This is a genomic window from Cryobacterium sp. CAN_C2 (assembly GCF_015751745.1).
Lineage (GTDB): Bacteria > Actinomycetota > Actinomycetes > Actinomycetales > Microbacteriaceae > Cryobacterium.
Genome location: NZ_JADOUX010000016.1, coordinates 63,525 through 86,665 on the forward strand (window position 1 = coordinate 63,525; position 23,141 = coordinate 86,665).

The 23,141-nt window shown below is 66.5% G+C and carries 20 protein-coding genes; 13 read left to right on the forward strand and 7 right to left on the reverse strand.

What is annotated here, in order from left to right:
• Positions 1–8: 8 nt before the first annotated feature.
• The 3 genes from IWX77_RS12865 to IWX77_RS12875 all read right to left on the reverse strand — a co-directional run bounded on the left by IWX77_RS12865 (position 9) and on the right by IWX77_RS12875 (position 3,169).
• Complete coding sequence (locus IWX77_RS12865; RefSeq protein ID WP_196844906.1) at positions 9–2,027, reverse strand: proton-conducting transporter transmembrane domain-containing protein; 2,019 nt, start codon at positions 2,025–2,027, stop codon at positions 9–11.
• On the reverse strand, positions 2,024–2,509 hold the full coding sequence (locus IWX77_RS12870; protein ID WP_196844907.1) for an NADH-quinone oxidoreductase subunit B family protein: 486 nt from the start codon (positions 2,507–2,509) through the stop codon (positions 2,024–2,026). Before IWX77_RS12870 ends, IWX77_RS12865 begins: the two co-directional genes overlap by 4 nt.
• A gap of 195 nt (positions 2,510–2,704) precedes the next feature.
• Entirely contained in the window at positions 2,705–3,169 is a 465-nt protein-coding gene (locus tag IWX77_RS12875) for an Lrp/AsnC family transcriptional regulator (protein WP_196844939.1), read from the reverse strand.
• A 131-nt stretch (positions 3,170–3,300) separates the two neighbouring features.
• On the opposite strand from IWX77_RS12875, the gene pdhA reads away from it, so the two are divergent.
• The 4 genes from pdhA to IWX77_RS12895 are packed head-to-tail and all read left to right on the forward strand — an operon-like array spanning position 3,301 to position 7,623.
• A complete protein-coding gene (gene pdhA / locus IWX77_RS12880; RefSeq protein ID WP_196844908.1) occupies positions 3,301–4,404 on the forward strand; it encodes a pyruvate dehydrogenase (acetyl-transferring) E1 component subunit alpha in 1,104 nt (367 codons plus the stop codon).
• Positions 4,401–5,459 carry an alpha-ketoacid dehydrogenase subunit beta gene (locus IWX77_RS12885; protein WP_297414674.1) on the forward strand — a complete coding sequence of 353 codons (1,059 nt, stop codon included), beginning with the start codon at positions 4,401–4,403 and terminating at the stop codon, positions 5,457–5,459. The genes pdhA and IWX77_RS12885 overlap by 4 nt, the downstream gene beginning before the upstream one ends.
• Positions 5,456–6,922 carry a dihydrolipoamide acetyltransferase family protein gene (locus IWX77_RS12890; RefSeq protein WP_196844909.1) on the forward strand — a complete coding sequence of 489 codons (1,467 nt, stop codon included), beginning with the start codon at positions 5,456–5,458 and terminating at the stop codon, positions 6,920–6,922. Before IWX77_RS12885 ends, IWX77_RS12890 begins: the two co-directional genes overlap by 4 nt.
• Positions 6,923–6,960: 38 nt before the next feature.
• Entirely contained in the window at positions 6,961–7,623 is a 663-nt protein-coding gene (locus IWX77_RS12895) for a 4a-hydroxytetrahydrobiopterin dehydratase (protein ID WP_196844910.1), read from the forward strand.
• A 42-nt stretch (positions 7,624–7,665) separates the two neighbouring features.
• On the opposite strand, the gene IWX77_RS12900 is transcribed toward IWX77_RS12895, so the two are convergent.
• Positions 7,666–8,301 (reverse strand): SACE_7040 family transcriptional regulator, encoded by a 636-nt coding sequence (locus IWX77_RS12900; protein ID WP_196844911.1) that lies wholly within the window; start codon positions 8,299–8,301, stop codon positions 7,666–7,668.
• A gap of 82 nt (positions 8,302–8,383) precedes the next feature.
• Between IWX77_RS12900 and IWX77_RS12905 the strand changes: the two genes are divergently transcribed.
• The 5 genes from IWX77_RS12905 to IWX77_RS12925 all read left to right on the forward strand — a co-directional run bounded on the left by IWX77_RS12905 (position 8,384) and on the right by IWX77_RS12925 (position 14,929).
• A complete protein-coding gene (locus tag IWX77_RS12905; protein ID WP_196844912.1) occupies positions 8,384–9,991 on the forward strand; it encodes a carboxyl transferase domain-containing protein in 1,608 nt (535 codons plus the stop codon).
• Between the two features lie 4 nt (positions 9,992–9,995).
• Positions 9,996–12,137, forward strand: coding sequence for an acetyl/propionyl/methylcrotonyl-CoA carboxylase subunit alpha (locus IWX77_RS12910; protein ID WP_196844913.1), 2,142 nt, complete (start codon positions 9,996–9,998; stop codon positions 12,135–12,137).
• Positions 12,134–13,300: an acyl-CoA dehydrogenase family protein gene (locus tag IWX77_RS12915; protein WP_196844914.1), complete on the forward strand. Its 1,167-nt coding sequence runs from the start codon at positions 12,134–12,136 to the stop codon at positions 13,298–13,300. The genes IWX77_RS12910 and IWX77_RS12915 overlap by 4 nt, the downstream gene beginning before the upstream one ends.
• A gap of 145 nt (positions 13,301–13,445) precedes the next feature.
• Positions 13,446–13,979 carry a MaoC family dehydratase gene (locus tag IWX77_RS12920; RefSeq protein WP_196844915.1) on the forward strand — a complete coding sequence of 178 codons (534 nt, stop codon included), beginning with the start codon at positions 13,446–13,448 and terminating at the stop codon, positions 13,977–13,979.
• Positions 13,976–14,929 carry an HpcH/HpaI aldolase/citrate lyase family protein gene (locus IWX77_RS12925; RefSeq protein WP_196844916.1) on the forward strand — a complete coding sequence of 318 codons (954 nt, stop codon included), beginning with the start codon at positions 13,976–13,978 and terminating at the stop codon, positions 14,927–14,929. The genes IWX77_RS12920 and IWX77_RS12925 overlap by 4 nt, the downstream gene beginning before the upstream one ends.
• An 84-nt stretch (positions 14,930–15,013) precedes the next feature.
• Here the strand turns inward: IWX77_RS12925 and IWX77_RS12930 are convergent, their stop codons facing one another.
• Positions 15,014–15,517 carry a glutathione peroxidase gene (locus IWX77_RS12930; RefSeq protein WP_196844917.1) on the reverse strand — a complete coding sequence of 168 codons (504 nt, stop codon included), beginning with the start codon at positions 15,515–15,517 and terminating at the stop codon, positions 15,014–15,016.
• A gap of 305 nt (positions 15,518–15,822) precedes the next feature.
• Here IWX77_RS12930 and IWX77_RS12935 point away from each other — a divergent pair, with 305 nt between their 5' ends.
• Positions 15,823–15,993 (forward strand): hypothetical protein, encoded by a 171-nt coding sequence (locus IWX77_RS12935; RefSeq protein ID WP_196844918.1) that lies wholly within the window; start codon positions 15,823–15,825, stop codon positions 15,991–15,993.
• A gap of 272 nt (positions 15,994–16,265) precedes the next feature.
• Positions 16,266–17,951: a ribonuclease J gene (locus IWX77_RS12940; RefSeq protein WP_196844919.1), complete on the forward strand. Its 1,686-nt coding sequence runs from the start codon at positions 16,266–16,268 to the stop codon at positions 17,949–17,951.
• 68 nt (positions 17,952–18,019) lie between these two features.
• On the opposite strand, the gene IWX77_RS12945 is transcribed toward IWX77_RS12940, so the two are convergent.
• The gene (locus tag IWX77_RS12945) at positions 18,020–19,633 is read right to left on the reverse strand and encodes a peptide chain release factor 3 (protein ID WP_196844920.1); all 1,614 of its coding nucleotides are present in this window, start codon (positions 19,631–19,633) and stop codon (positions 18,020–18,022) included.
• Between the two features lie 333 nt (positions 19,634–19,966).
• On the opposite strand from IWX77_RS12945, the gene IWX77_RS12950 reads away from it, so the two are divergent.
• Entirely contained in the window at positions 19,967–20,971 is a 1,005-nt protein-coding gene (locus tag IWX77_RS12950) for an aldo/keto reductase (RefSeq protein WP_196844921.1), read from the forward strand.
• Between the two features lie 3 nt (positions 20,972–20,974).
• Here IWX77_RS12950 and IWX77_RS12955 read toward each other — a convergent pair whose 3' ends face one another.
• Positions 20,975–21,565, reverse strand: coding sequence for a TetR/AcrR family transcriptional regulator (locus IWX77_RS12955; RefSeq protein ID WP_196844922.1), 591 nt, complete (start codon positions 21,563–21,565; stop codon positions 20,975–20,977).
• A gap of 213 nt (positions 21,566–21,778) precedes the next feature.
• Here IWX77_RS12955 and IWX77_RS12960 point away from each other — a divergent pair, with 213 nt between their 5' ends.
• Positions 21,779–23,122 carry a M16 family metallopeptidase gene (locus IWX77_RS12960; protein ID WP_196844923.1) on the forward strand — a complete coding sequence of 448 codons (1,344 nt, stop codon included), beginning with the start codon at positions 21,779–21,781 and terminating at the stop codon, positions 23,120–23,122.
• Positions 23,123–23,141: the final 19 nt, after the last annotated feature.

Sequence of the window (23,141 nt, forward strand, 5' to 3'; positions counted from 1 at the left end):
GAGGGCGTTCATAGCGAGACCACAATCAGCACGATCAGGAGAGCAACAAAAGAATAGGACAGGTAGCGGTGGATGCTGCCGTTGGCGACGTGGCGCACGACGATTCCGTAGCGTTGGAACAGGTTGAGCACCGGCCGATACAGCCGGGTTTCGATGACATCCGAGACACGCTGTTCCACCCGGACGTGTTCCACCAGATAGCGGGACTCGGCCACGTGGGTGACCTGCACGTCGCGCGACGGCTTGAGCACGTCGTCGAAGACCCGCACGAGCGGCTCGGCGTAGGAGGTCGCGGTGTACTGCATGCGCGGCCGTGCTCGGGAGCCGCCGCCACCCCATGGCAGGTCAATGGTGCGATGGGGATGCCGGCGAGCCGACACGATGATCGACACGATCACCGGGATGGCGACGAGGGCCGACAGTGCGACGAGTATGATCGGGTCGAGGACCGCCCCGATGCCCGGAAGTGACACGCCGCCGAGGCCGACCGACTGCACCGCGACGGTGGGGTTCGAGCTGATCGTGTTCGCCACGAGCGCGGCGATCGGCCCGGGGAGCAGCCCGAGGGCGAGCACCGAGAGGGCGCCGAGGGCCAGGGCGAGTTGCATGAGCGGCGGCACCTCACGGGCATCCGCGGCTTCAACGCTGCGGGGACGCGCGAGGAAGGCGATGCCGTAGGCCTTGACGAAGGTAAGCAGGGCCAGGCCGGCGGTGAGCGCGATCACGGCAACGGCGAGGGGCATGGCAACGGATGCCGCGACCGAGACGACCGCCCCGTCAAGGCGACCGCCGTGAATGAGTGACTGCAGCAGCATCCACTCGGCGACGAAACCGCTCGTGATCGGGATGGCGGCGGCGCCGAGGCTCGCGATGCCGAACGCCGAAGCGGTCACCGGCATGCGTGCGCCGAGCCCGCCGAGCCGGTCGAGGTTGCGTTCCCCGGTGGCGTGGATGATGGCACCGGCGCCGAGAAACAGCGTCGATTTGAACGCGGCGTGGCTGACGGCGAGGAGCAGGGCGGCGACGAGCGCGGCATCCGCTGCCGCCGTGGCGTCGTACCCGCGCAGCAGCATGCTCGCGCCGAGTCCGAGAAAGACCAGGCCCATGTTCTCGGTCGTCGAGTAGGCGAGCAGTACCTTGAGATCGCTCGATACGGAGGCCTGCAGAATGCCGTAGAGAGCGGATGCGCCACCGACCAACATGATCGCGATGGCCCACCAGGCGGGGCCGTCGGGCAGCAGGCGCACGCAGACCAGCAGACCGCCGTAGACACCGATCTTGACCATGGCGCCACTCATCGCGGCCGAGACGTGGCTGGGCGCTTCGGGCAACACCCGGGGCACCCAGACGTGCAGCGGCACGAGTTCGGCCTTACCGCCGAAGCCGAGTAGGAACAGCACGAAGGCCACGTTCGCCGGCCCTGAGCCGGGTTCAATCGCCTGCAGGTTGGTGAAGCTCGTACCATTCGACGCGGCTGCGAGCACGGCGAATCCGGCAAGAATGAAGAAGAAGCTCAGCTGCGACATTGCCGAGTACCAGATGCCGGCGGAGGCGACGGTGGCGCGGCTCGCGTGGTCGGCGAGCAGCAGCACGGTCGAGCCGAGGGTCATGATTTCCCAGGCGAGCAGGAACGAGACCGAGTCTGTCGCGGCTGGGACGAGCTGCATCCCCACGAGGAACACCGGCATGGCTGCCCAAGCGGTACGGCTCGCGTCGGGGCCGCGGGTGGAACTCATGGCGTAGAGCGACACGAGAATACCGACGCCGGAGACGATGAGCATGAACAGGCCGCCGAGACGATCGGGGGCCAGCAGCAGCGGGTCCATCGGAAGCGCGATCGGAATGAGCAGGCCGCCGGTGGCGCCCAGCAGGGCGGCGAGTCCGGTCAGAAAACCGGTCACCGCGATCAGGGTGCAGAGGATGCCGCCCGCCCGCGACCGCAGAGACGGTGCCCCCGCGAGGGCGCTCACCACGGCCAGCGCGCCGAGGCCCAGTTGCAGGAGCAGTCCTGCGCCGATGCCGGTCATCGGCCGGTCATCCTGCGCAGGGCCTCTACGATGTCGGCCGGCTCCGGCGGACTGCCGTGCACCTCGATGTCGACGTGCACGAAGTCCGACACGGGCCCCATGATGCCATAGCCGTCGCGGAAGGCTCCACCGTGCAGGGCGCAGTCACCGACCGCGATCACAAACCGGGGCGTGGGGGTGGCCTCGATGGTGCGGCGCAGCGGCTCAGCCATGTTGCGGGTCACGCTGCCGACGATGAGCAGCACGTCGGCGTGCCGCGGCGAAGGCACAAGGCGCACGCCGTAGCGTTCCACGTCGTAAACCGGGCCGAACGCGGCGGACACTTCAAGCGCACAGTCATTACAGCCGCCAGCATTGATGAAACGCACCTGCACGCTGCCGCCGAAGACCTGCGCACCCTCAAACAGCGGCGGGGCCAATGGTGCCGGTTCGGCGATGCGAGCGCCGTGACGAATAAGCGTGGCCAATCGCAGGAAACTCATACGAGTCCCCGGTGTGCATGCATGTTCACGAAGCTGGTGCCTTCTGTGGGGAGCGCGAAGTCGAAGGGTGAAGGGCAGGCGACGGATTCTGCGGTGCGTCTGGTTGAGTGCAATACTACCAGCGCAAGTAACTTCATTACTTCTTTATATAACTATATGAAGAATTTAGCAAATAGATCGAGAGGCGAGCACTGCCTACCCGCGTCGGTCCAGCAGCGGTGTGAGCCGATAGGGGATGACCTCGCCCATCGCGAGCGAGGTCTCGGTGCGCTCGACACCGTTGCAGGCAAGAATTGTGCCGTCGATGCGAAACAGATCGGCGGCGTCGGTGCAGACCACCCGCACGAGCAGATCGGCCTGCCCGCTCATACCGTGCGCCTGCACGATCTCGGGGATCAGCGCAAGGTCGAGCACGATCTGGGCGAGCCGTTTCTGCTGCACGTGTACCTCGATGAACGCGGTCAACGGGTAGCCGAGGGCGGCCGGATTGATGCGGCGATCGAAGCCGAGAAAGGCGCCAGAATCTTCCAATCGTTTCATGCGGGCCTGCACGGTGTTGCGTGACAGGCCCAGGGTATCGGCGAGCGCAACAAAGGTGCTGCGCGGGTCGGCGGAGAGCGCTTGGAGGAGCTTCGTGTCGGTCTTGTCAAGGCTGTACATAGTGCAAAACATTAACACGGTCTGGCGAGCCTGAATAGGGCACTCTGCTCACTATTTCTGACAGCGGTTGTGCTCCCTGTTGCCTCGACATAGGCTCACGACAACTTTAGCAATGACGCTCGGAGCGAACCATGATTGATTTTTCCCCCCCGCTGGTGCAGCTTCTCTCGCTTGACGGCGAGCGGATTTCCCGCCCCGACTTCGACCCGTGGGTCTCCGATCTCGACGGGCCGGCTTTGCTGGCCCTCTACCGCGACATGGTCGTGGTCCGCCGCATCGACACCGAGGCGACCGCCCTGCAACGCCAGGGTGAACTGGGCCTGTGGCCGCCACTGCTCGGCCAGGAGGCCGCCCAGGTCGGCTCGGCTCGCGCCCTGCGCAACGACGACTTCGTCTTTCCGAGCTACCGCGAGAACGCGGTCGCCTACTGCCGCGGCGTTCAACTGACCGATATCGTCAGGGTCTGGCGGGGCAACGCCCAGTCCGGCTGGGACCCGTACACGGTCAATATGGCCACCCCGGCGATCATCATCGGCGCGCAGACCCTGCACGCCACCGGCTGGGCGCTCGGCGCCCAGCGCGACGAGGTCGACTCCGTCGCCATCACCTACTTCGGTGACGGCGCCACGAGCGAGGGCGACGTCAACGAGGCCTTGATCTTCGCGGCGAGTTTCCAGGCCCCGGTGATCTTCTTCTGCCAGAACAACCACTGGGCCATCTCCGAGCCGGTCGGGGTGCAGGCGCACCGCAACATCGCCGATCGCGCGCCGGGCTTCGGCATTCCCAGCCTGCGCATTGACGGTAACGACGTGATCGCGGTGCTGGCGGCGACCCGCATCGCCCTCGATCGCGCCAGAGCCGGCGATGGCCCCACCTTCATCGAAGCGGTCACCTACCGCATGGGGCCACACACCACAGCGGATGACCCCACCCGCTACCGCGACCCGGCCGAACTCGCCGAGTGGAAGACGCGCGACCCGTTGGTGCGCCTGCACCGGCTGCTGACGAAGCTCGGTGAGATCACCCCCGAGGTCGAGGCGGCCACCCAGGCCCTCGCCGATGCTGCGGCCGCCGAGCTGCGCGCGGGCTGCATCGGCATGCCCGACCCCGAGCCGCTCAGCGTATTCGACCACGTCTACGCCACCCCCAACGCCACCCTCGAGCGCCAGCGCACCGACTACGCCGGGTACCTCACGAGCTTCGGAAGTTCAGATCAGCCTGGAGAAGGACGATGACCATGACGACCCTGATGACCCCCTCAATCGTGTCGACGGTGCCCGGCCTCAACGCGCCGCAACCCAGCCCGCTCAGTGAAACGACGACCCTCACCGTGGCCAAGGCCATCAACGAGGGTCTGCGCCAAGCCATGCTCGATGACCCCAAGGTCGTGCTGCTCGGCGAGGACATCGGTGCCCTCGGCGGTGTCTTTCGCGTGACGAGCGACCTGCTCGCCCAGTTCGGCGCCCGCCGCGTGATCGACACGCCGCTCGCCGAATCCGCGATCATCGGCACCGCCGTTGGCCTGGCCTACCGCGGCTACCGCCCGGTCTGCGAGATCCAGTTCGACGGCTTCATATTTCCCGGCTTTGACCAGATTGTCAGCCAGGTAGCCAAGTTTCACTACCGCACCCAGGGTGCCGTGCGCATGCCGATCACCATTCGGGTGCCGTTCGGCGGCGGAATCGGAGCGGCCGAACACCACTCCGAATCGCCCGAGGCCTACTTCACCCACACCTCCGGCCTGCGCGTGATCGCCGTCTCCAACGCCCAGGATGCCTACAGCCTCATTCGGCAGGCCATCGCGAGCGACGACCCGGTGCTCTACTTCGAGCCCAAGCGCCGCTACCACGTCAAGGGCGAGGTCGTGCCCGAGCTGGGGGCTCCGATGGAGCAGGCCGTCATCGTGCGCCCCGGAACGGATGTCACCCTTCTCACCTATGGCGCGCTCGTGTCGACCGCGCGGGACGCGGCGCTCGCCGCCGCCGATGAGGGCGTTTCGATCGAGGTCATCGACCTGCGCTCACTGTCACCGGTGGACTACGCGGTGGTGGAGGCATCCGTTCGAAAGACCGGGCGTCTCGTCGTGACCCACGAGGCGGCCCAGTCGGGCGGACTCGGCGGCGAGATCATCGCGACCGTCACCGAGCGCTGTTTCAGCTACCTGGAATCTGCGCCGGTGCGGGTGACCGGCTTCGATGTGCCGTACCCGCCGGCCAAGCTCGAAAGCCACCACCTGCCCGACCTCGATCGCATTCTCGACGGCGTCGACCGGGTCATGGGGCGACGATGATCAAGGTATTCAAGCTGCCCGACCTCGGTGAGGGGCTCACCGAGAGTGAGATTGTGGCCTGGCTCGTGGCGCCGGGCGACGAGGTCACGCTCAACCAGCACATCGCTGACGTCGAGACGGCCAAGGCCGTGGTCGAGCTGCCGAGCCCGTTCGCCGGAGTGGTGCGCGTGCTGCACCAGCCGGCCGGCGTGGTCGTGCGCGTCGGCGAACCGATCGTTTCCTTCGACATCGGCGGCGCCGCCGAGCCCGCTTCCGCTCCACCAACGGATGCCGCAGCGTCGGCCGCAGCGTCGGCTTCGGACTCCGCTCCGGCCGAGCAGCGCGAGGCCAACCTGGTCGGCTACGGCCCGACGGTGGAGCGCGGCGGCCACCCCCAGCGTCGGGCTCGCCCGGGCAGCGGTCCACTGGTGCCGGAAGATCAGCCCGCGGCCGACCACGCACCGTCAGCCGAGGCTGACCAGCCTGTGGCCGCCGCGACGCCCGCCGAACAGCCCGCCGAACAGCCCGCCGCGACCCCTACCGAACAGCCCGCCGCCGCATCCGCTGGGGACCGGCCGCGCTCGACGCCGCCGGTACGGGCCCTGGCCCGTGACCTCGGAATCGACCTCAACACCGTCACCGGAACCGGTCGCGACGGCCTGATCACACGCGCTGACGTGCGTGCCCACAGCACCGAGTCGGTGCCGGCGCGCGCCCTGCACGGGGCCCCCCCGACGACAACGGGCGGCCGGGCCACGTCGGCCACGAGTCTCGACGTCGGGGTGCGCGAGACCCGCACACCGATCAAGAGCCTGCGCAAACTCACCGCTGCGGCCATGGTGCAGAGCGCGTTCACGGCGCCGCACGTGACCGAGTTTCTCACCGTCGACGTCACACCAACCCTCGAGCTGCTCGATGCTCTGCGCGCCGACCGGCACTTCGCCGACGCCGGGATCGGCATCCTCGCCGTGGTGGCCAAGGCGCTCTGTCTCGCCGTGGGCCGCACCCCCTCGGTGAACACCCGGTGGGACGAGCCGGCCGGGGAAATCGTGCAGTTCCACCACGTGAACCTCGGCATCGCCGCGGCGACGCCGCGCGGGCTGCTCGTGCCGAACATCGTCGATGCCGACCGCCTCGACCTGCGCGGCATCGCCGACGCGCTCGCCGAGCTCACCGCTGCGGCCCGGGCCGGCACGACGACCCCGGCGGCGCTGTCCGGCGGCACCATCACCATCACCAATATCGGGGTGTTCGGCATTGACGCCGGTACGCCGATAATCAACCCGGGGGAGGCGGCGATTCTCGCACTGGGCGCCATCCGCTCCAAGCCGTGGGAGTATCGTGGGCAGGTCGCCTTGCGCAAGGTGCTCACGCTCAGCCTGTCATTCGACCACCGCCTGGTCGACGGCGAGCAGGGTTCACGCTTTCTGGCCGACATCGGAACTGTCCTCGCCAATCCCGCCCGGGTTCTGACCATGGTCTAGCGGTTGACTGGGGTGCGGGGGCGGAGCAGAGTGGAGTCATGAATGCTCACGGCGCACTCCTCGCCCCTTTCACGACGACGAAGCAGCTGGCGGAGACGGCTTTCGTGCACCTCGACGGATGCCTGCACGCCACGTTCCGCACCAAAGACTTCGCGTCGGCTCTGGAACTTGTCAACCGGGTGGGCGAGGTCGCCGAGGCCATGAATCACCACCCCGACGTGCGATTGGGCTACGGCACGGTGTCACTCACCCTGACGTCCCACGACGTCGGGGGAGTCACCGCGCGCGACCTTGATCTGGCGGCCCGGGTGCAGCAGATCGCCGACACCCTCGGCGCCACTGCGAGCGACGCGCGGCCGACCCGCTACGACATTGCCATCGACTGCACCGACGCGGACGCGGTTCGCCCGTTCTGGCGGGTCGGCCTCGGCTACATCGAGGTTGCCGGCGACGACGGCGTTGAGCTGGTCGACCCGCGTGGCCTCGCCCCCAAGGTCTGGTTTCAGCACATGGAAATCTCCCGCACTGATCGCAACCGTATCCACCTCGACGTCTACGTTCCCAGCGATGATGCCGAGGATCGGGTCGCGGCCGTGCTCGAGGCCGGTGGTGTGCTGCTCACCGACGAACACGCTCCAGACTGGTGGGTGCTCACCGACGTCGAGGGCAACGAGCTCTGCGTCTGTACGGCCGCGTTCTAAGCTGCTCGAACGGACCGGTGAAGGTCGGCTCGCCAAAGAAACTTAGTCCCCGGTCAGGCCGAGGGCCGCGAGCGCCATCTCCTCGAGCAGGGCGCGCACGGCGGGCTGCGCTGAGGCGCGCGCGCTGTGCGGCGTCGAGTTCAACAGCCCGAAGGTCGCGTGGGCGCGAATGCGCAGCTGCGCCTCGTCGACCGGGGGGTGCACTCGCTGCAACACCCGTACCCAGAGTTCCACGTACTCGCGTTGCAGCACTCGCACGCGGTGCCGGTCCGACTCGGCCAGGCTGTCGAGGTCACGGTCCTGCACGCGGATCACGTCGGGGTTCGACAGGGCGAAGTTCACGTGAAAACGCACGAGATCGCGCAGGGCGGCCGCGGCATCCGTTGTCGCCGTGACGACCGAACCGCCCCCGGCGACGAGATCCTCGCTCACGTCAGTGAGCAGGGCGGCGAGCACGGCCTGCTTGCCGGTGAAGTGGCGGTACACCGCCGGTCCGCTCACCCCGACGGCCGCACCGAGGTCTTCGATCGAGACACCGTTGAAGCCCGATCGGGCAAACAGGGTAGCCGCCGCGCGCAGCAGGGCGCTCCGCCGGTCGGCCTTAGCCTGGCTGCGCGGAGTTGTTGGACTGCGCGGAGTTGTTGGACTGCGCGGTGTGCTTCTCTGAACGCTGGACATTTCAGTTAATACTAGCTAACCTGATCTGAGTTACCAATCATTAACTGTGATTGGCGTCAAGTCGAAGGAGACTCAGCCGGCGATGCACGCACTCACGAGTGAGCTCGACCACAGCGCCCCGACCTTTCGCGCCAACGACACCGAGCAGCGCGCCCTCGTCGCCGATCTCCGCTCGCGCCTCGCCACTGCTGCGCTCGGCGGCCCCGAGGCCTCCCGGCAGCGGCACGTCGCCCGCGGCAAGCTCCTGCCGCGGGAGCGCGTCGACCGGCTGCTCGATGAGGGCAGCCCCTTCCTCGAAATTGCCCCGCTCGCCGCCACCGGGCTGTACCACGACGACAGTCCCGGCGCCGGTCTCATCGCGGGAATCGGCCTCGTTCACGGCCGCCCCGTGCTCGTCATCTGCAACGATGCCACCGTCAAGGGCGGCACCTACTACCCGCTCACGGTCAAGAAGCACCTGCGTGCCCAAGAAATTGCCCTCGAGAACCGCCTTCCGTGCGTCTACCTGGTTGACTCCGGCGGCGCCTTCCTGCCGCGGCAAGACGAGGTCTTTCCCGACCGCGACCACTTCGGTCGCATCTTCTTCAACCAGGCGCGGATGTCCGCGGCCCGCATTCCTCAGATCGCCGCGGTGCTGGGCTCGTGCACGGCTGGCGGCGCCTACGTTCCGGCGATGAGCGACGAAACCGTGATTGTGCGCAACCAGGGCACGATCTTTCTCGGCGGACCGCCGCTCGTCAAGGCCGCGATCGGCGAGATCGTCTCGGCCGAGGAATTGGGCGGCGGCGACCTGCACTCCCGAGTGTCGGGCGTCACCGACCACCTCGCCGAGAACGACGACCACGCCCTGCAGATCGTGCGCGACATCGTGGCAACCCTGCCGCCGCCCGCCTCATCGGCCTGGCCGGTGCTGCCGGTGCGCGAGCCGACCGCCCCCGCCGACGAACTCTACGGCGCCGTGCCCGTCGACGTGCAGCAGCCCTACGACGTGCGTGAGGTCATCGTCCGGCTTGTGGACGCGAGCGAATTCCACGAATTCAAGAAGGAATACGGCACCACCCTCGTCACCGGATTCGCCCACCTGCACGGCCATCCTGTGGGCATCGTCGCGAACAACGGCATCCTGTTCGCCGAATCGGCGCAGAAGGGCGCCCACTTCATTGAACTGTGCGACCAGCGAGGCATTCCCCTCATTTTTCTGCAGAACATCTCCGGATTCATGGTGGGAACGGACGCCGAGGCCGGCGGCATCGCCAAGCACGGCGCCAAAATGGTCACCGCCGTCGCCACCACCCGCGTTCCCAAACTCACCGTCGTCATCGGCGGGTCCTTCGGCGCCGGCAACTATTCCATGTGCGGCCGCGCCTACTCGCCGCGCTTCCTCTGGATGTGGCCGGGAAGCCGCATCTCGGTGATGGGTGGCCCGCAGGCGTCCGACGTGCTCGCGACCGTTAAACGCGAGCAGATCGAGTCGCGTGGGGAAAAGTGGTCGGACGAGGCCGAGGCGACGTTCAAGAAACCCATCCTTGAGCAGTACGAGCAGCAGGGCAGCCCGTACTACTCGACTGCTCGGCTCTGGGACGACGGCGTTATCGACCCGGCCGACACCCGCACCGTACTCGGTCTTGCCCTCGAAGTATGCGCCGCCGTCGCCCTGCCCGATCCCGCCTTCGGCCTGTTTCGGATGTGAGCTGATGCCCCAGAACTCCGCCTTCGATACCGTGCTCGTCGCCAATCGCGGCGAGATCGCCTGCCGCATCATGCGCACCCTGCGCGAGCGGGGCATCCGCTCGATAGCCGTCTACAGTGACGCCGATCGTGGGGCCAGGCACGTGCAGCTAGCGGATGCGGCGGTGCGCATCGGCCCCGCCGCCCCGGCCCAGAGTTATCTCAGCATCGACGCTCTTCTCGCCGCCGCCGCGCAGACCGGCGCCCAGGCCATTCACCCGGGCTACGGGTTCCTCAGCGAAAACCAGGCCTTCGCGCAGGCCTGCGCCGACGCCGGCATCGTGTTCATCGGGCCGAGCGTCAACGCGCTGGCCGTGATGGGTGACAAGATCCGCTCCAAGAACCACGTCGCCGCCTTCGGGGTGCCGATCATTCCCGGAATCGCTCGCCCCGGGCTCAGCGACGAGGAGCTCATCGGGGCCGCGGCTGAGGTGGGGTATCCGCTGCTGATCAAACCGTCAGCAGGAGGCGGTGGCAAGGGCATGCAGATCGTCGAGGGCGCCGAGCTCCTCGCCGATGCCCTGGTGACCGCCCGTCGCATCGCCGCGAGCGCGTTCGGCGACGACACCCTTTTTCTGGAGCGGCTCGTCGCCACGCCCCGCCACATCGAGGTGCAGGTGCTCGCGGACAATTATGGTGCCGTCATTCACCTCGGCGAACGGGAGTGTTCGCTGCAGCGCCGCCACCAAAAGGTCATCGAAGAAGCCCCGTCACCGCTGCTCGACGCGTCCACCCGGGCACGCATTGGCGAGGCCGCCTGCGCCGCCGCCCGTAGCGTCGACTATCGCGGAGCCGGCACGGTCGAGTTTCTGGTCGCCGCCAACGCCCCCGACGAGTTCTTCTTCATGGAGATGAACACCCGTCTGCAGGTCGAGCACCCGGTCACCGAACTCGTGACCGGCGTCAACCTGGTCGACTGGCAGCTGCGCATCGCCGCGGGGGAGCCACTTACCCTCGCACAGACCGACATATGCCTCAGTGGGCATGCGATCGAGGCGCGGGTCTACGCCGAAAACCCAAACCGCGACTTTCTGCCGATGACCGGCACGGTCCTGGCCCTGCGGGAGCCCGTCGGCGACGGAATTCGCGTCGACAGTGCACTCCTACCGGGCTTGGAGATTGGCGGCGCCTACGACCCGATGCTCGCCAAGGTCGTGGCCTGGGGTCCCGACCGGGCCACCGCCATCGCCCGCCTCGACCGTGCCCTCGCCGACACCCTCGTGCTCGGCGTACATACCAATCTGGAATACCTTCGCCTGCTGCTGCACGAACCCGCCGTGCGTGCCGGCCAGCTCGATACCGGTCTGATCGAGCGCACCCTGCCGCATCTGGCCTTCAGGCAGGCCGATGACCACGTGCTCGCGGCCGCAGCCCTGCTGCTTCATGTTGCCGCCGAGCCCAAGACGTCGATCTGGGAGCGGCCGAGCGGATGGCGACTCGGTGAGCACCGTCCAACCCGCTACCAGCTCGGTGTGGCTGGTGCGGGTGCGGGTGGTGCGGGTGCGGGCGGTGCGGCTGCGGGTGGCGGTGTCGTCACCGTGAGCGTTCTTGGGGAACCGGACGCAGCATCCGTCACCGTCGGCGAGCACCCGCCGGCCCTCGGTAGCATCCGGGCTGTGGATGTCGGCCGGGTTCGAGTCGAGTTCGCGGGAGTGACGCGCCGGTACGACCTGGCACGCACGACCAGCCACCTGCACCTCGGTCACGACGGTGTCGTGTTTGATCTCGGGCTGCCCAGCCGCGCCGAACAACTGGCCGAGCTGCTCGCCGGGCGCGATCGGGTTGCGGGCACGGTGCCCCCCGAGGTGCGCTCCCCGATGCCGGGCACGGTCGTGTCCGTGCCGGTCACGACCGGGGACCGGGTGGTCGCCGGGCAGACCCTCGCCACCATCGAGGCCATGAAAATGGAGCACAAACTCGTGGCAAACCAGCCGGGCACCGTCACCATCACCGTCACTCCCGGCGACCTCGTGCGCCTCGACCAGATCGTCGCGACCGTCACCCCCGAACCCGTCACCCGCCAACCCGGCACCCCCGACCCCGCAATCCCGAAACCCGCTGCCGAACCCGGCATCAGTACCCACCCAGACCAGGGAGACCCACAATGAGCTACGAACTCAGCCCCACCCAGCAGGCCCTCAGCGACCAGGTTCGCGACTTCGCCGACACGGTTGTCGCGCCCGCCGCCTACGAGTACGACACCAAGCGCAGCCTGCCCTACGGCATCATCGACCAGATGGGCGAGATGGGATTGTTCGGCCTGCCGTTCCCGAAAGAATACGGCGGCCAGGGCAGCGACTACTTCTCGCTCTGCCTCGCCGTCGAACAACTCGGGCGCGTCGACCAGAGCATCGCTGTCACCCTCGAAGCCGGCGTGGGACTTGGCATCATGCCGGTATACCGTCGAGGCACCGAGGAACAAAAGCAGGAGTGGGTTCCGCTGCTCGCGAGCGGTAAGGCACTCTCCGCCTTCGGTCTCACCGAAGCGGATGCCGGCTCCGACGCCGCCGGCACCAAGACCACGGCAGAACTCGTGGCCGGCGAATGGGTGATCAACGGCAGTAAACAGTTCATCACCAACTCCGGCAGCGACATCACTCGACTGGTCACGGTGACCGCGGTCACCGGCCAATCGACCCGCGGCGACGGCTCGATCAAGAAAGAACTCACCGCCATCCTGGTGCCGACACCGGCACCCGGGTTCACCGTGCTTCCCGCCTACGACAAGGTCGGCTGGCACACCTCCGACACGCATCCGCTGCTTTTCGACAATGTGCGCGTACCCGAGGCGAACCTGCTCGGTGAGCGTGGCCGCGGCTTCGCCAACTTCGTGCAAACCCTCGACGAGGGTCGAATCGCCTTCGCTGCGCTCTGCACCGGAGCGGCCCAGGGCTGCCTCGAGGAGTCGGTGCGCTACGCCAAGAGCCGCAACGTGTTTGGCCGCGCCATCGGATCCAACCAGCACATCGCGTTCAAACTCGCGCGGATGCAAGCGCGTGTGCACAGCGCGCGCCTCGCCTATTACGACGCGGCGCTCACCATGATCAGCGGTCGCCCGTTCAAGATGGAGGCGTCGATCGCCAAGATGATCGGCAGCGAAGCGGCTATGGACAACGCCCGTGACGCCACCCAAATCTTCGGCGGTTACGGTTTCATGAACGAAAACCCGGTCGCCCGGCACTATCGTGATTCTAAAGTGCTCGAACTGGGCGAGGGTACGACCGAGGTACAGCTCATGGTCATCGCCCGGACGCTCGGCTTCGCGGCCTGACCGAACTGATCGGCCTGGATCGGCTGGGCGGCCTGATATGACTGGGCGGCCTGATATGACTGGGCGGCCTGATATGACTGAGCGGCCTAATATGACTGAGCGGCCTGATAAGACTGAGCGGCCTGATAAGACTGAGGAGAAGCGGATGCCCGACCCCGGTACCCCCGATAGCCCGCCCGTCGTCGTCGTGCCCAGTGCGGGCGAGCGCCACCCCGTGGAGCAGCGCGGCCTCTACTACGAGGAGTTCGACCTCGCCGCGCTCTACCAGCACCGTCCCGGCCGCACCGTGACCGAGGCCGACAATGTGCTGTTCACGACGATGACCATGAACACGCAGGCCTTGCACCTCGACGCGGCCTGGTCGGCCACCCAGCCGTTCGGCGAACGCCTGGTGAATTCGATGTTCACCCTCTCAACCATGGTCGGCAGCTCGGTCGCGCAATTGACCCAGGGCACGATCGTGGCGAACCTGGGTTTTTCGACCGTGACGTTTCCGCATCCGCTTCATCACGGCGACACCCTGTATTCGGAGACCATCGTTACCGACAAACGGCTCTCCAACAGCCGAGTGGGGCAGGGCATCATCACGCTCGAACACACCGGCCGCAACCAGAACGGTGTCGTCGTCGGTACGGCTGTGCGCACCGTGCTGGTCTGGTGCCGCGAGGCTGCAGAATGAGCGGCCCGTTCGATGGCGGCCCCCTCGATTCTGACCCGTTCGATTCAGGCCCGTTCGATTCAGGCCCGTTCGATCAGGACTTCGACCCGGACGGCCCCGACCCCTTCAACGGCAGCACCGCGGGGCTCAGCCCGTTCACCCCGGCCCCGTTCACCCTCGGCCCTGCCCTGTTATTCTGCCCGGCCGACCGGCCCGAGCGCTACGCGAAGGCGAGCGAGCGCGCCGATGCTGTCATCCTCGACCTCGAAGATGCCGTCGCGCCCGTCGACCGGGCCGCTGCGCGGCGCGCTCTGATCGAGCATCCGCTTGACCCTGCGCGCACGATCGTGCGCATCAATCCGGCCGACAGCGTCGATTTCGCGCTTGACCTGGCCGCGCTCGAGCGCACGGACTACCGTGACGTCATGCTCGCCAAGACCGTCAGCGCCGGTCAGGTCGAATTGCTCGCTGCGTTTCGGGTAATTGCCCTGTGCGAAACCGCAGCCGGTGTCATCTCGGCAACCGAGATTGCCGCCGAACGCAACGTCGTCGCGCTCATGTGGGGTGCCGAAGACCTCGTCGCCTCGCTCGGCGGCACCTCCAGCCGGTACCCCGACGGGCGCTACCGTGACGTCGCCCGCCAGGCCCGGTCGATGGTGCTGCTCGCTGCCGGAGCCCACGACAAGGCCGCCATCGACACCGTGCACCTCGACATCACCGACACGGCCGGGCTCGCGCTCGAGGCAGCGGATGCCGTCGCAAGCGGATTTACCGCCTCCGCCTGCATTCACCCCAGCCAGGTCGCCGTCATTCGCGCCGCGTACCAGCCGACCGCCGCCGAAGTGGACTATGCCCTCGGATTGCTCGAGGCCGCCGCGAGTGCGCGCGGTGTCTTCCAGCACGAGGGCCGCATGGTCGATGGCCCGGTGTTGCGTCACGCCGAGGCCGTGCTGCGTCGGGCCGCCCGCTGAGCGAGCCTCGCCGGGCCCACCCGGGAACACGGTAAGTTCTGCGCCCCTGTGGCGGTCCCGGGCCCGGAACAGGCAGAGGCGGGCTCAAGCGGCCTTTGCGGCCAGAACCTTGTCGATCGCGTCGATGATCTCGGTCGACTCCGGCTCCACCGACGAGGCGAAACGGTCCACGACCACACCGGTCGGGCTCACCAGAAACTTTTCGAAGTTCCATTTTATCAGTCCGGGCAGCATGCTCTTTTTGAATTTGGTCAGCTCGGCATACAGCGGATGCTGGTGCTTGCCCCGCACATCGACCTTGGCCGTCATCGGAAAGGTCACCCCGTAGGTCATGCTGCAGAATTCAACGATGTCCGCCTCGGTGCCGGGTTCCTGGCCCATGAACTGGTTGCTCGGCAGTGCGAGTACGACCAGGCCCTTGTCAAAGTAGCGCTGGTAGAGCGCCTCCAGGCCGGCGTACTGCCGGGTGAAGCCGCACTTCGAGGCCACGTTGACGACAAGAACCGTCTTGCCTGAGTAGGTGCCGAAGGTGGTTTCTGCACCGTCGATGAGCGTGAGGGGAATGTCATACAGCGCAGAAGAAGTCATTCGAAAATATTATCGATACCGCCTCCGCGCTGCCTGAACAGCGCCTGTGTAGATCGTGCGTGTGCCCCAACCAGGAACTCGGTCACGTAGTCTGGACTCAGTTCAGAAGTCATGGCGGTCCAGTAGCGGACCCGGGTTTCTCAGCTCGCGCGGCGCAGCGCATTCTTCCCGCCGACCGGGCCACCCCCCAGTTTCACTCGAATAAGTCCCGCGCAGACATGCCATCTTCGTGGACGCTTCGACGATCGCGCGTTGCTCTGGTCCACGGTCGGCATTCGCTAGTCATCAATTGCACCAGGAGCACCATGAATTCCTACGTATCGAAGTTCACGAACCGCACCAACACTGCCAATCAGTTCATCACGCCCGACGTTCGTCGTGCGATCACCGCCACCGGCTACGTCAGCGGTTCCGCGCAGCACCTCGAGGCTGGCGAATACGTTTCGCCGCGCACTGCCGCGCCCCGCGCCGCCTAGTCAACAGCTGGACCGTCCCCGGGCGGTCGGTAACCCGACGAGAGGGACTCCGCCATGCGCGGGGTCCCTCTTTCGTACCCGAAAACGCCGATCGTTGATGCATCGGTAGACTAAGGAGGTATCTGGCCGGCATTTTGCCTGCCCGCCGGACACGACGCGAGGAACGCGTATGCGCACTGAAGCCCCCTGAGTAATCCTTCGAGGCTTCGCATGCCCGAGCTCGGTCCCCACACACCTCGACGTGCAGTACCGCAGACAACGAAATGAGATTCATGAATAACCACTACCTCGACCTGAGCACTCCGCCGGCACTGCCGGCTCGCGGCATGCGCATCATCCCGCTCGGAGGCCTCGGCGAGATCGGCCGCAACATGACCGTCTTCGAGCACAAGGGAAAGCTGCTCATCATCGACTGCGGCGTTCTCTTTCCCGAGGACAACCAGCCCGGCATCAACGTGATCCTGCCCGACTTCACGGCCATCCGCGACCGCCTGCAGGACATTGAGGCCATCGTGCTCACCCACGGCCACGAAGACCACATTGGCGCCGTACCGTACCTGCTCAAGGAACGCGGCGACATTCCCGTCGTCGGCTCCAAGCTCACCCTGGCTTTCCTCGCTGCCAAGCTGCAGGAGCATCGTCTCAGCCAGAACTTCATCGAGGTGAAAGAGGGTGAGCGCCGCACCATCGGCCAGTTCGACCTTGAGTTCATTGCCGTCAACCATTCCATTCCCGACGGGCTGGCCATCGCCATTCGTACCGAAGCCGGCCTGGTGCTCGCCACCGGTGACTTCAAGATGGATCAGTTCCCGCTCGACAAGCGCCTCACCGATCTCGGTGCCTTCGCACGCTTGGCCGAAGAGGGTGTCGACCTGTTCATGACGGACTCGACCAACGCCGAGGTTCCCGGCTTCACCACCGCTGAGAAGGACATTGGACCGGCGATCGACACCGTGTTCCGCACCTCCCCGCGTCGCATTATCGTGTCGAGCTTCGCGAGCCACGTGCACCGCATTCAGCAGGTCATCGACGCTGCCGTGACGCACAACCGCAAAGTGGCCTTCGTTGGCCGTTCCATGGTGCGCAACATGGGGATCGCGAGTGAGCTCGGCTACCTCAACATTCCCAAGGACCTTCTCGTTGATATGAAGGCGCTCGAGCGCATGAAGGACGACAAGGTCGTTCTCATCTGCACCGGCTCGCAGGGTGAGCCGATGGCTGCTCTCTCGCGCATGGCGAATCGCGAGCACGTCATCAAGATCGGCGAGGGCGACACCGTGCTGCTCGCTAGCTCGTTGATCCCCGGCAACGAGAACTCCATCTACCGCGTCATCAACGGCCTGATTCGTTGGGGTGCCAACGTCGTGCACAAGGGCAATGCCAAGGTGCACGTCTCCGGCCACGCAAGCGCCGGCGAGCTCGTCTACTGCTACAACATCGTCAAGCCGGTCAACGTCATGCCGATCCACGGTGAATGGCGCCACCTCACTGCCAACGCCGACCTCGCCATCCAGACCGGTGTCCCCGACGAGAACGTTATCGTTGTCGAAGACGGCGTCGTCGTTGACCTCATCGATGGCCAGGCCAAGGTCACCGGCCGTGTTGTCGCCGACTACATCTTCGTTGACGGTATGACTGTTGGTGGGGCATCCACTGCCGCGATGGAAGACCGTCGTAAGCTCGCCGAGGATGGCACCATTACCATCCTCGGAATTCTCAACGCCAAGACCGGCACGCTCTCCGAGCCCGTCGAGTTCCTGGCCCGCGGTTTCGTGCACGACGACGAGTGGGTCAAGGGCGCGACCAAGGTCATCGATGAAGCCATGAAGGCCGCGAACCGCATCAAGATCGTTGACGGCGCCGAACTTGAGGACCTGTTCACGCAGTCCGTGAGCCGCTGGATGAACCGCAAGTACCGTCGCAGCCCGGTTATCACCTCCGTGGTCGTCGACGCCTAACCAACACCGACACGGGCGAAAGGCCGCATCCTCGTTGAGGATGCGGCCTTTCGCCATAACTAAACAAGCTACCTGAAGTCGTCGGCGGTTGCGTTCGCGATGTCGATCAGCACGAGCTTCGGGTTCTCCTTGGCGATCGCCTGCAGCCGCCACGGCGTACTGAACAGTGCCAGTAGCGTGCCGTCCGAGCGGGTGAACACCTCCACCTGACGGGTTCCGGCGAGCAGGAGCGCGCTTTCCTTATCGGTCTTGCGGGCCACCTGGTAGGGGAGCGCTTCCATGCGAATGTCGGCGTGAAAATCGTGCACCATGCGGTCTTCAACGACCTCGAACTGCATCGGCCCGACGGCGCCGAGCACGGGAGCCTGCTCGCCGCGCACCTCGGAGCGCATCACCTGGATGACGCCCTCATGGTCGAGCTGGTCGATGCCGCGTCGAAACTGCTTGTGCTTGCTGCTGTCGACCGGGCGGATGGCACGAAAATGTTCGGGAGAGAACAACGGCAGCGGTGGAAACTCCACGCGCTCGTCTTCGAAGATCGAGTCGCCCACGCGCAGCGCCGACGCGTTGACGAGCCCGACGATGTCGCCGGGCCAGGCCTGGTCGGTGACGGTACGTTCCTTGCCGAACAGCTGCTGGGCATACTTGGTGGCGAAGGGTCGGCCGGTCGCCGCGTGGGTGACGACCATGCCGCGGCGAAATTCGCCCGAGCACACGCGCACGAAGGCCACGTGGTCGCGGTGCGCCGAGTTCATGCCGGACTGCACCTTGAACACGAAACCGGAGAATGGTGAGGTCACCTTGCGCGGGTTCCCGTCGATGTCGATACGGGCTTCGGCCGGCGGCGCGAACTCGACCAGGGTGTCGAGCAGCTGCTGAACCCCGAAGTTCGCCACGGCGGCGCAGAAGAGCACCGGGGTGGTCTGCCCGTCGAGAAACAGCTCGGCGTCATGATTCTGGGATTCCGCGTCGAGCAGTTCCGATTCTTCGACAGCGGATGCCCAGGCCGGGCCTTCTTCGATCGCCGCGTCGGCCGCATCCAGCCGCACCGTTTCGGCCACTGTCGCGCCGCCGGCGGTGCGGGTGTATCGCAGGAAGTCGCCCGAACGGCGATCGAGCACGCCGCGCAGATCGCCAGCCTCGCCGACCGGCCAGTTGAGCGGGGTCGGCAGCAGGCCGGTGCGGGTCTGGATCTCATCCATCAGGGCCAGGGGAGTGTCGCCCGGGCGGTCCCACTTGTTGATGACGGTGATGACGGGAAGCCCGCGCTGCTTGCAGACGGCGAACAACTTCATGGTCTGCGGTTCGAGGCCCTTGGCGGCGTCGACGAGCATCACCGCGGCATCCACTGCGGATAGCACCCGAAAGGTGTCCTCAGAGAAGTCGGCGTGGCCGGGCGTGTCGACGAGGTTGATCACGGCATCGTGGTACTCGAACTGAATCGCGGCACTCGTGACCGAGATACCACGGGCCTTCTCCATCTCCATCCAGTCTGAGACGGTGCCGCGGCGACCGGCCTTTCCGTGCGTGGCGCCAGCGGAGGTGATCGCACGGGCGTGCAGCAGCAGGGCTTCGGTCAAGGTGGACTTGCCGGCGTCGGGGTGGGAGATCACGGCGAAGGTGCGGCGCCTGCGAGCCTCACGGGGAACCTGGGGGTTGGGCACGTCGGCGAGGGTGGTCATGGCTGCTTTCCTGCGGCTGATTCGGGCAGGATACCTAGCCAGCCGATCGATCAGAAGATTCGACAGCGGGCGGCCCAGGCCGGATGTGCACCTGCATATCCGGCCCAATTTTCGCGCAACCTCCAGTCTAACAAACCGGGCGCGTGCCGACTTGCGGGCCACAGCCGACAGTCACCACCCCGATTAGCCCGCAACCGACGTACATTTTGGTAACAGTTTCGCGTGCCTCCGGAAAATGTCGGTGGCCTCGCCTACTGTCGGGCACAGAGAAGTCTACGAAGAGAAAACCCGTCGCACCTGAGGGGCCGGGCGAACAACCGGGAGGAGAACGCAATGACCCGACAGGCTGTCTCGTCCTCTCTCGATGCGATGGCGATCGACCGTTTGGACCAGGCTGAGACGACGGTCGGTGCGGGCCCGGTTCGCCGCCAGATTTCGGGAACCGAGCTGCGCGTGCATCCGCTGGCCCTCGGCTGCAACGCCTTCGGCTGGACGGCGACGGGTGAAGCCTCCATCGCTATTCTCGACGCGCACCAGGGCCTCGGCGGCAATTTTCTCGACACCGCCGACAGCTTCGCCGCCGGGCGCAGCGAAGTGATTATCGGGTCGTGGCTGCGTTCGCGCGGAGCGCGCGCCGAGACCGTTCTGGCCACCAAGATCGGCCGCAATCTCGATAACCCCGGACTGACCCAGCGCAGCATCGTGGGCGCCGTCGAAGCCAGCCTCGTGCGGCTCGGCACCGATTATCTCGACCTGCTCTACTTTCACCTCGACGACAAGACCGTCCCACTCGAAGAGAGCCTCGTGGCCGTTGACGCCCTCGTTCGCGCCGGCAAGGTGCGTTACCTCGGGGCGTCGAACTTCGCGGCGGACCGGCTCATGGAGGCGCGGGTGCTCTCGGCCCTCGGCCTGCCCAAGTTCGTCGCCGTCGAAACGCCCTACAATCTAGTGCACCGGGCCGAGCTCGAGAAAGACGTCGCCGTCGTTGCCCGCGCCCAACACCTCGCCCTGATGCCCGGCTTCGCCCTCGCCCACGGGTTTCTGGCCGGTGCGTTCCGCACCAAAGCGGATGCCGCCGGCACCGCTCGCGGGCAGCTCGCCGCGGTCTACCTGAACCGTCGCTCGCGGCGCGTGCTCGCCGTGGTCGACCGCATCGCTGCCGCGAACGCCGTGGCACCGGCGTCGATTGCCCTGGCCTGGCTGCTCGCCCGCCCCGACGTGGTCGCACCGGTGGCTGGCGCCGGCCGGGCCGACCAGGTGCACTCCCTGGTCGCCGCGGCCGGCATCCGCCTGGGCCGTAACGACCTGCTCGACCTCGACCGGGTGTCGGCCTACTGAGCGTTAGTCGCCCGACTCGTCGAGAACGCGCTGGATAGCGCGCAGCAAAGCGGTGTGGGCACCGATCGGGTCGCCGAGATTGGCGCCGGCGAAGGCGCCGTCTCGGGCCAGAAAGAAGTCATCGGCCGCGTCACCGGGTCGGGCATGGCCCATGCCACGAAACATGTCCTCAATCGACCGGCCGTACCAGTCCCGGTGTGCAGCAACAGCCTGACGCACCGGATGGGCCGCGTCGGTGAACTGCGCGGCGGCGTTGATGAACGGGCAGCCGTGAAAGCCTTCGCGAATGACCTGCGCTGAGATCTCGTTGACCACGCCGCGCAGCCGCTGCTCGGGGGTGTCGAAGCGGGTGTCGAGGCTGGCGAGAAAATCGCGGGCAAGCCGGTCCCGGCCCTGTAGATACACGACGATGAGGGCATCCTTGGAACGGTAGTACTTGTAGAAGGTCGCTTTGGTGACCTTGGACTCGCTGATGATGCGGTCCACACCCACGGTGTGTACACCCTCGGTATAGAACAGACGGTCGGCGGTGGCGAGAATGCGCACCTTGGCGTGTGTCGCCGGCCGAACGGCTTCATCTGTCAGCATGGTCATGCGGGCACTCCTTTGGTGAGGGGGTGAAATCGGCCCCGGATGAACGTAAATCCGGAGGTTTCCCCGGTCGGCCTCCAGACTGTAACACACCCTAGACAGACCAGTCTGTCGAAACGGGCCGCACGGGCAGTTCCGGCCAAAGTGGGGGTAGGCCGGAGGTTCGGCGCCGGGCACCCCGTCGCCATGAACGGGTCTTGTAAGGTGGGGGATGACATGAACGGTGCAGTGGACTTTCCCCTAGACCAAGCCGAACTCTCGTATCGGGCCGCCGGCGATGCCCTCGTGCGTCGAACCGCTCTGCCCAGCGGGGTGCGCATTCTCAGCGAGCAGGTACCGGGTGCCCGAAGCCTCACCATCGGCTACTGGGTAGCCGTCGGATCCCGCGACGAACAACCGGGCCACTTCGGGTCCACCCATTTTCTGGAACACCTGCTGTTCAAGGGCACGCCAACCCGGTCCGCCCTCGACATTGCCATCTCCTTCGACGCGGTCGGCGGCGAACACAACGCCATGACAGCCAAGGAATACACCTGCTACTACGCCAAGGTGCAAGACCGCGACCTGCGCATGGCCATCGACGTTCTCACCGACATGCTGACCTCCTCGAAGCTGGATGCCGGTGAGTTCGAAACCGAGCGCGGCGTCATTCTCGAGGAACTCGCCATGGCCGACGACGACCCGGCCGACGTCGCCAATGAGCGATTCTTCGAAGCCGTATTGGGCAAGCATCCGCTCGGTCGACCCATCGGGGGCAGCGCCGACGACATTCGCGGTGCCACCCGCGCGGCCGTGTGGGAGCATTATCAGGCCAATTATCGGCCGCAGGACCTCGTCGTCACGGTTGCCGGCGCCGTCGACCACGACGTGCTCGTCGCCGCTGTCACCGGTGCCCTCGAACAAGCCGGCTGGGACCTCAGTAGTCCGCAGACCCCGGTCAGCCGTCGTGGCGGTGTGCCCGCCGAGATTCACCAGGGCCGGGCCCTGACCATCGTCAAACGCCCGCTGGAGCAGGCGAATCTGCTGCTCGGCATGCCCGGCCTGCTGGCTGCCGACGACCGTCGCGTCACCATGAGCGTACTCACCTCGATCTTCGGCGGTGGCATGTCGAGCCGCCTGTTTCAGGAAGTGCGGGAGAAGCGCGGCCTGGCCTACTCGGTCTATTCGTTCGCGCCCGGCTACTCCGACGCCGGCCTGTTCGGCATGTATGCCGGGTGCACGCCGGCCAAAGCCGGGCAGGTCGCCGAGCTCATGCTCAGCGAACTGCACCGCCTCGCCGATGGCGGTGTGACCGCCGACGAGATGAAGCGGGCGTCTGGCCAGCTGAGCGGAGCATCCGCTCTCGCCCTGGAAGATTCGGACACCCGCATGTCTCGGCTGGGTCGCTCGGAGATCACCCTCGGCGAGTTCGTCGACCTCGACGAGGCGTTGCGGCGCCTCGCGCTCGTCACCGCGACCGACGTGCAGGAGCTCGCCGCCGAGCTCGCGAGCGGACCCGTGTCGATCTCCGCCGTCGGCGCCCTCGAGGATGACGCGTTCGCGGGGATCCTCCCGGGCTGACCGGCCACCCCACACCAGC

Coding starts and splice junctions, on each gene's coding strand:
- IWX77_RS12900 (WP_196844911.1), bottom strand. CDS start 8,301: ATGTCCAGCGTTCAGAGAAGCACACCGCGCAGTCCAACAACTCCGCGC.
- IWX77_RS12905 (WP_196844912.1), top strand. CDS start 8,384: ATGCACGCACTCACGAGTGAGCTCGACCACAGCGCCCCGACCTTTCGC.
- IWX77_RS12895 (WP_196844910.1), top strand. CDS start 6,961: ATGAATGCTCACGGCGCACTCCTCGCCCCTTTCACGACGACGAAGCAG.
- IWX77_RS12935 (WP_196844918.1), top strand. CDS start 15,823: ATGAATTCCTACGTATCGAAGTTCACGAACCGCACCAACACTGCCAAT.
- IWX77_RS12885 (WP_297414674.1), top strand. CDS start 4,401: ATGACCATGACGACCCTGATGACCCCCTCAATCGTGTCGACGGTGCCC.
- IWX77_RS12955 (WP_196844922.1), bottom strand. CDS start 21,565: ATGACCATGCTGACAGATGAAGCCGTTCGGCCGGCGACACACGCCAAG.
- IWX77_RS12925 (WP_196844916.1), top strand. CDS start 13,976: ATGAGCGGCCCGTTCGATGGCGGCCCCCTCGATTCTGACCCGTTCGAT.
- IWX77_RS12865 (WP_196844906.1), bottom strand. CDS start 2,027: ATGACCGGCATCGGCGCAGGACTGCTCCTGCAACTGGGCCTCGGCGCG.
- IWX77_RS12945 (WP_196844920.1), bottom strand. CDS start 19,633: ATGACCACCCTCGCCGACGTGCCCAACCCCCAGGTTCCCCGTGAGGCT.
- IWX77_RS12915 (WP_196844914.1), top strand. CDS start 12,134: ATGAGCTACGAACTCAGCCCCACCCAGCAGGCCCTCAGCGACCAGGTT.
- IWX77_RS12950 (WP_196844921.1), top strand. CDS start 19,967: ATGACCCGACAGGCTGTCTCGTCCTCTCTCGATGCGATGGCGATCGAC.
- IWX77_RS12910 (WP_196844913.1), top strand. CDS start 9,996: ATGCCCCAGAACTCCGCCTTCGATACCGTGCTCGTCGCCAATCGCGGC.
- pdhA (WP_196844908.1), top strand. CDS start 3,301: ATGATTGATTTTTCCCCCCCGCTGGTGCAGCTTCTCTCGCTTGACGGC.
- IWX77_RS12890 (WP_196844909.1), top strand. CDS start 5,456: ATGATCAAGGTATTCAAGCTGCCCGACCTCGGTGAGGGGCTCACCGAG.
- IWX77_RS12920 (WP_196844915.1), top strand. CDS start 13,446: ATGCCCGACCCCGGTACCCCCGATAGCCCGCCCGTCGTCGTCGTGCCC.
- IWX77_RS12930 (WP_196844917.1), bottom strand. CDS start 15,517: ATGACTTCTTCTGCGCTGTATGACATTCCCCTCACGCTCATCGACGGT.
- IWX77_RS12875 (WP_196844939.1), bottom strand. CDS start 3,169: ATGTACAGCCTTGACAAGACCGACACGAAGCTCCTCCAAGCGCTCTCC.
- IWX77_RS12940 (WP_196844919.1), top strand. CDS start 16,266: ATGAATAACCACTACCTCGACCTGAGCACTCCGCCGGCACTGCCGGCT.
- IWX77_RS12960 (WP_196844923.1), top strand. CDS start 21,779: ATGAACGGTGCAGTGGACTTTCCCCTAGACCAAGCCGAACTCTCGTAT.
- IWX77_RS12870 (WP_196844907.1), bottom strand. CDS start 2,509: ATGAGTTTCCTGCGATTGGCCACGCTTATTCGTCACGGCGCTCGCATC.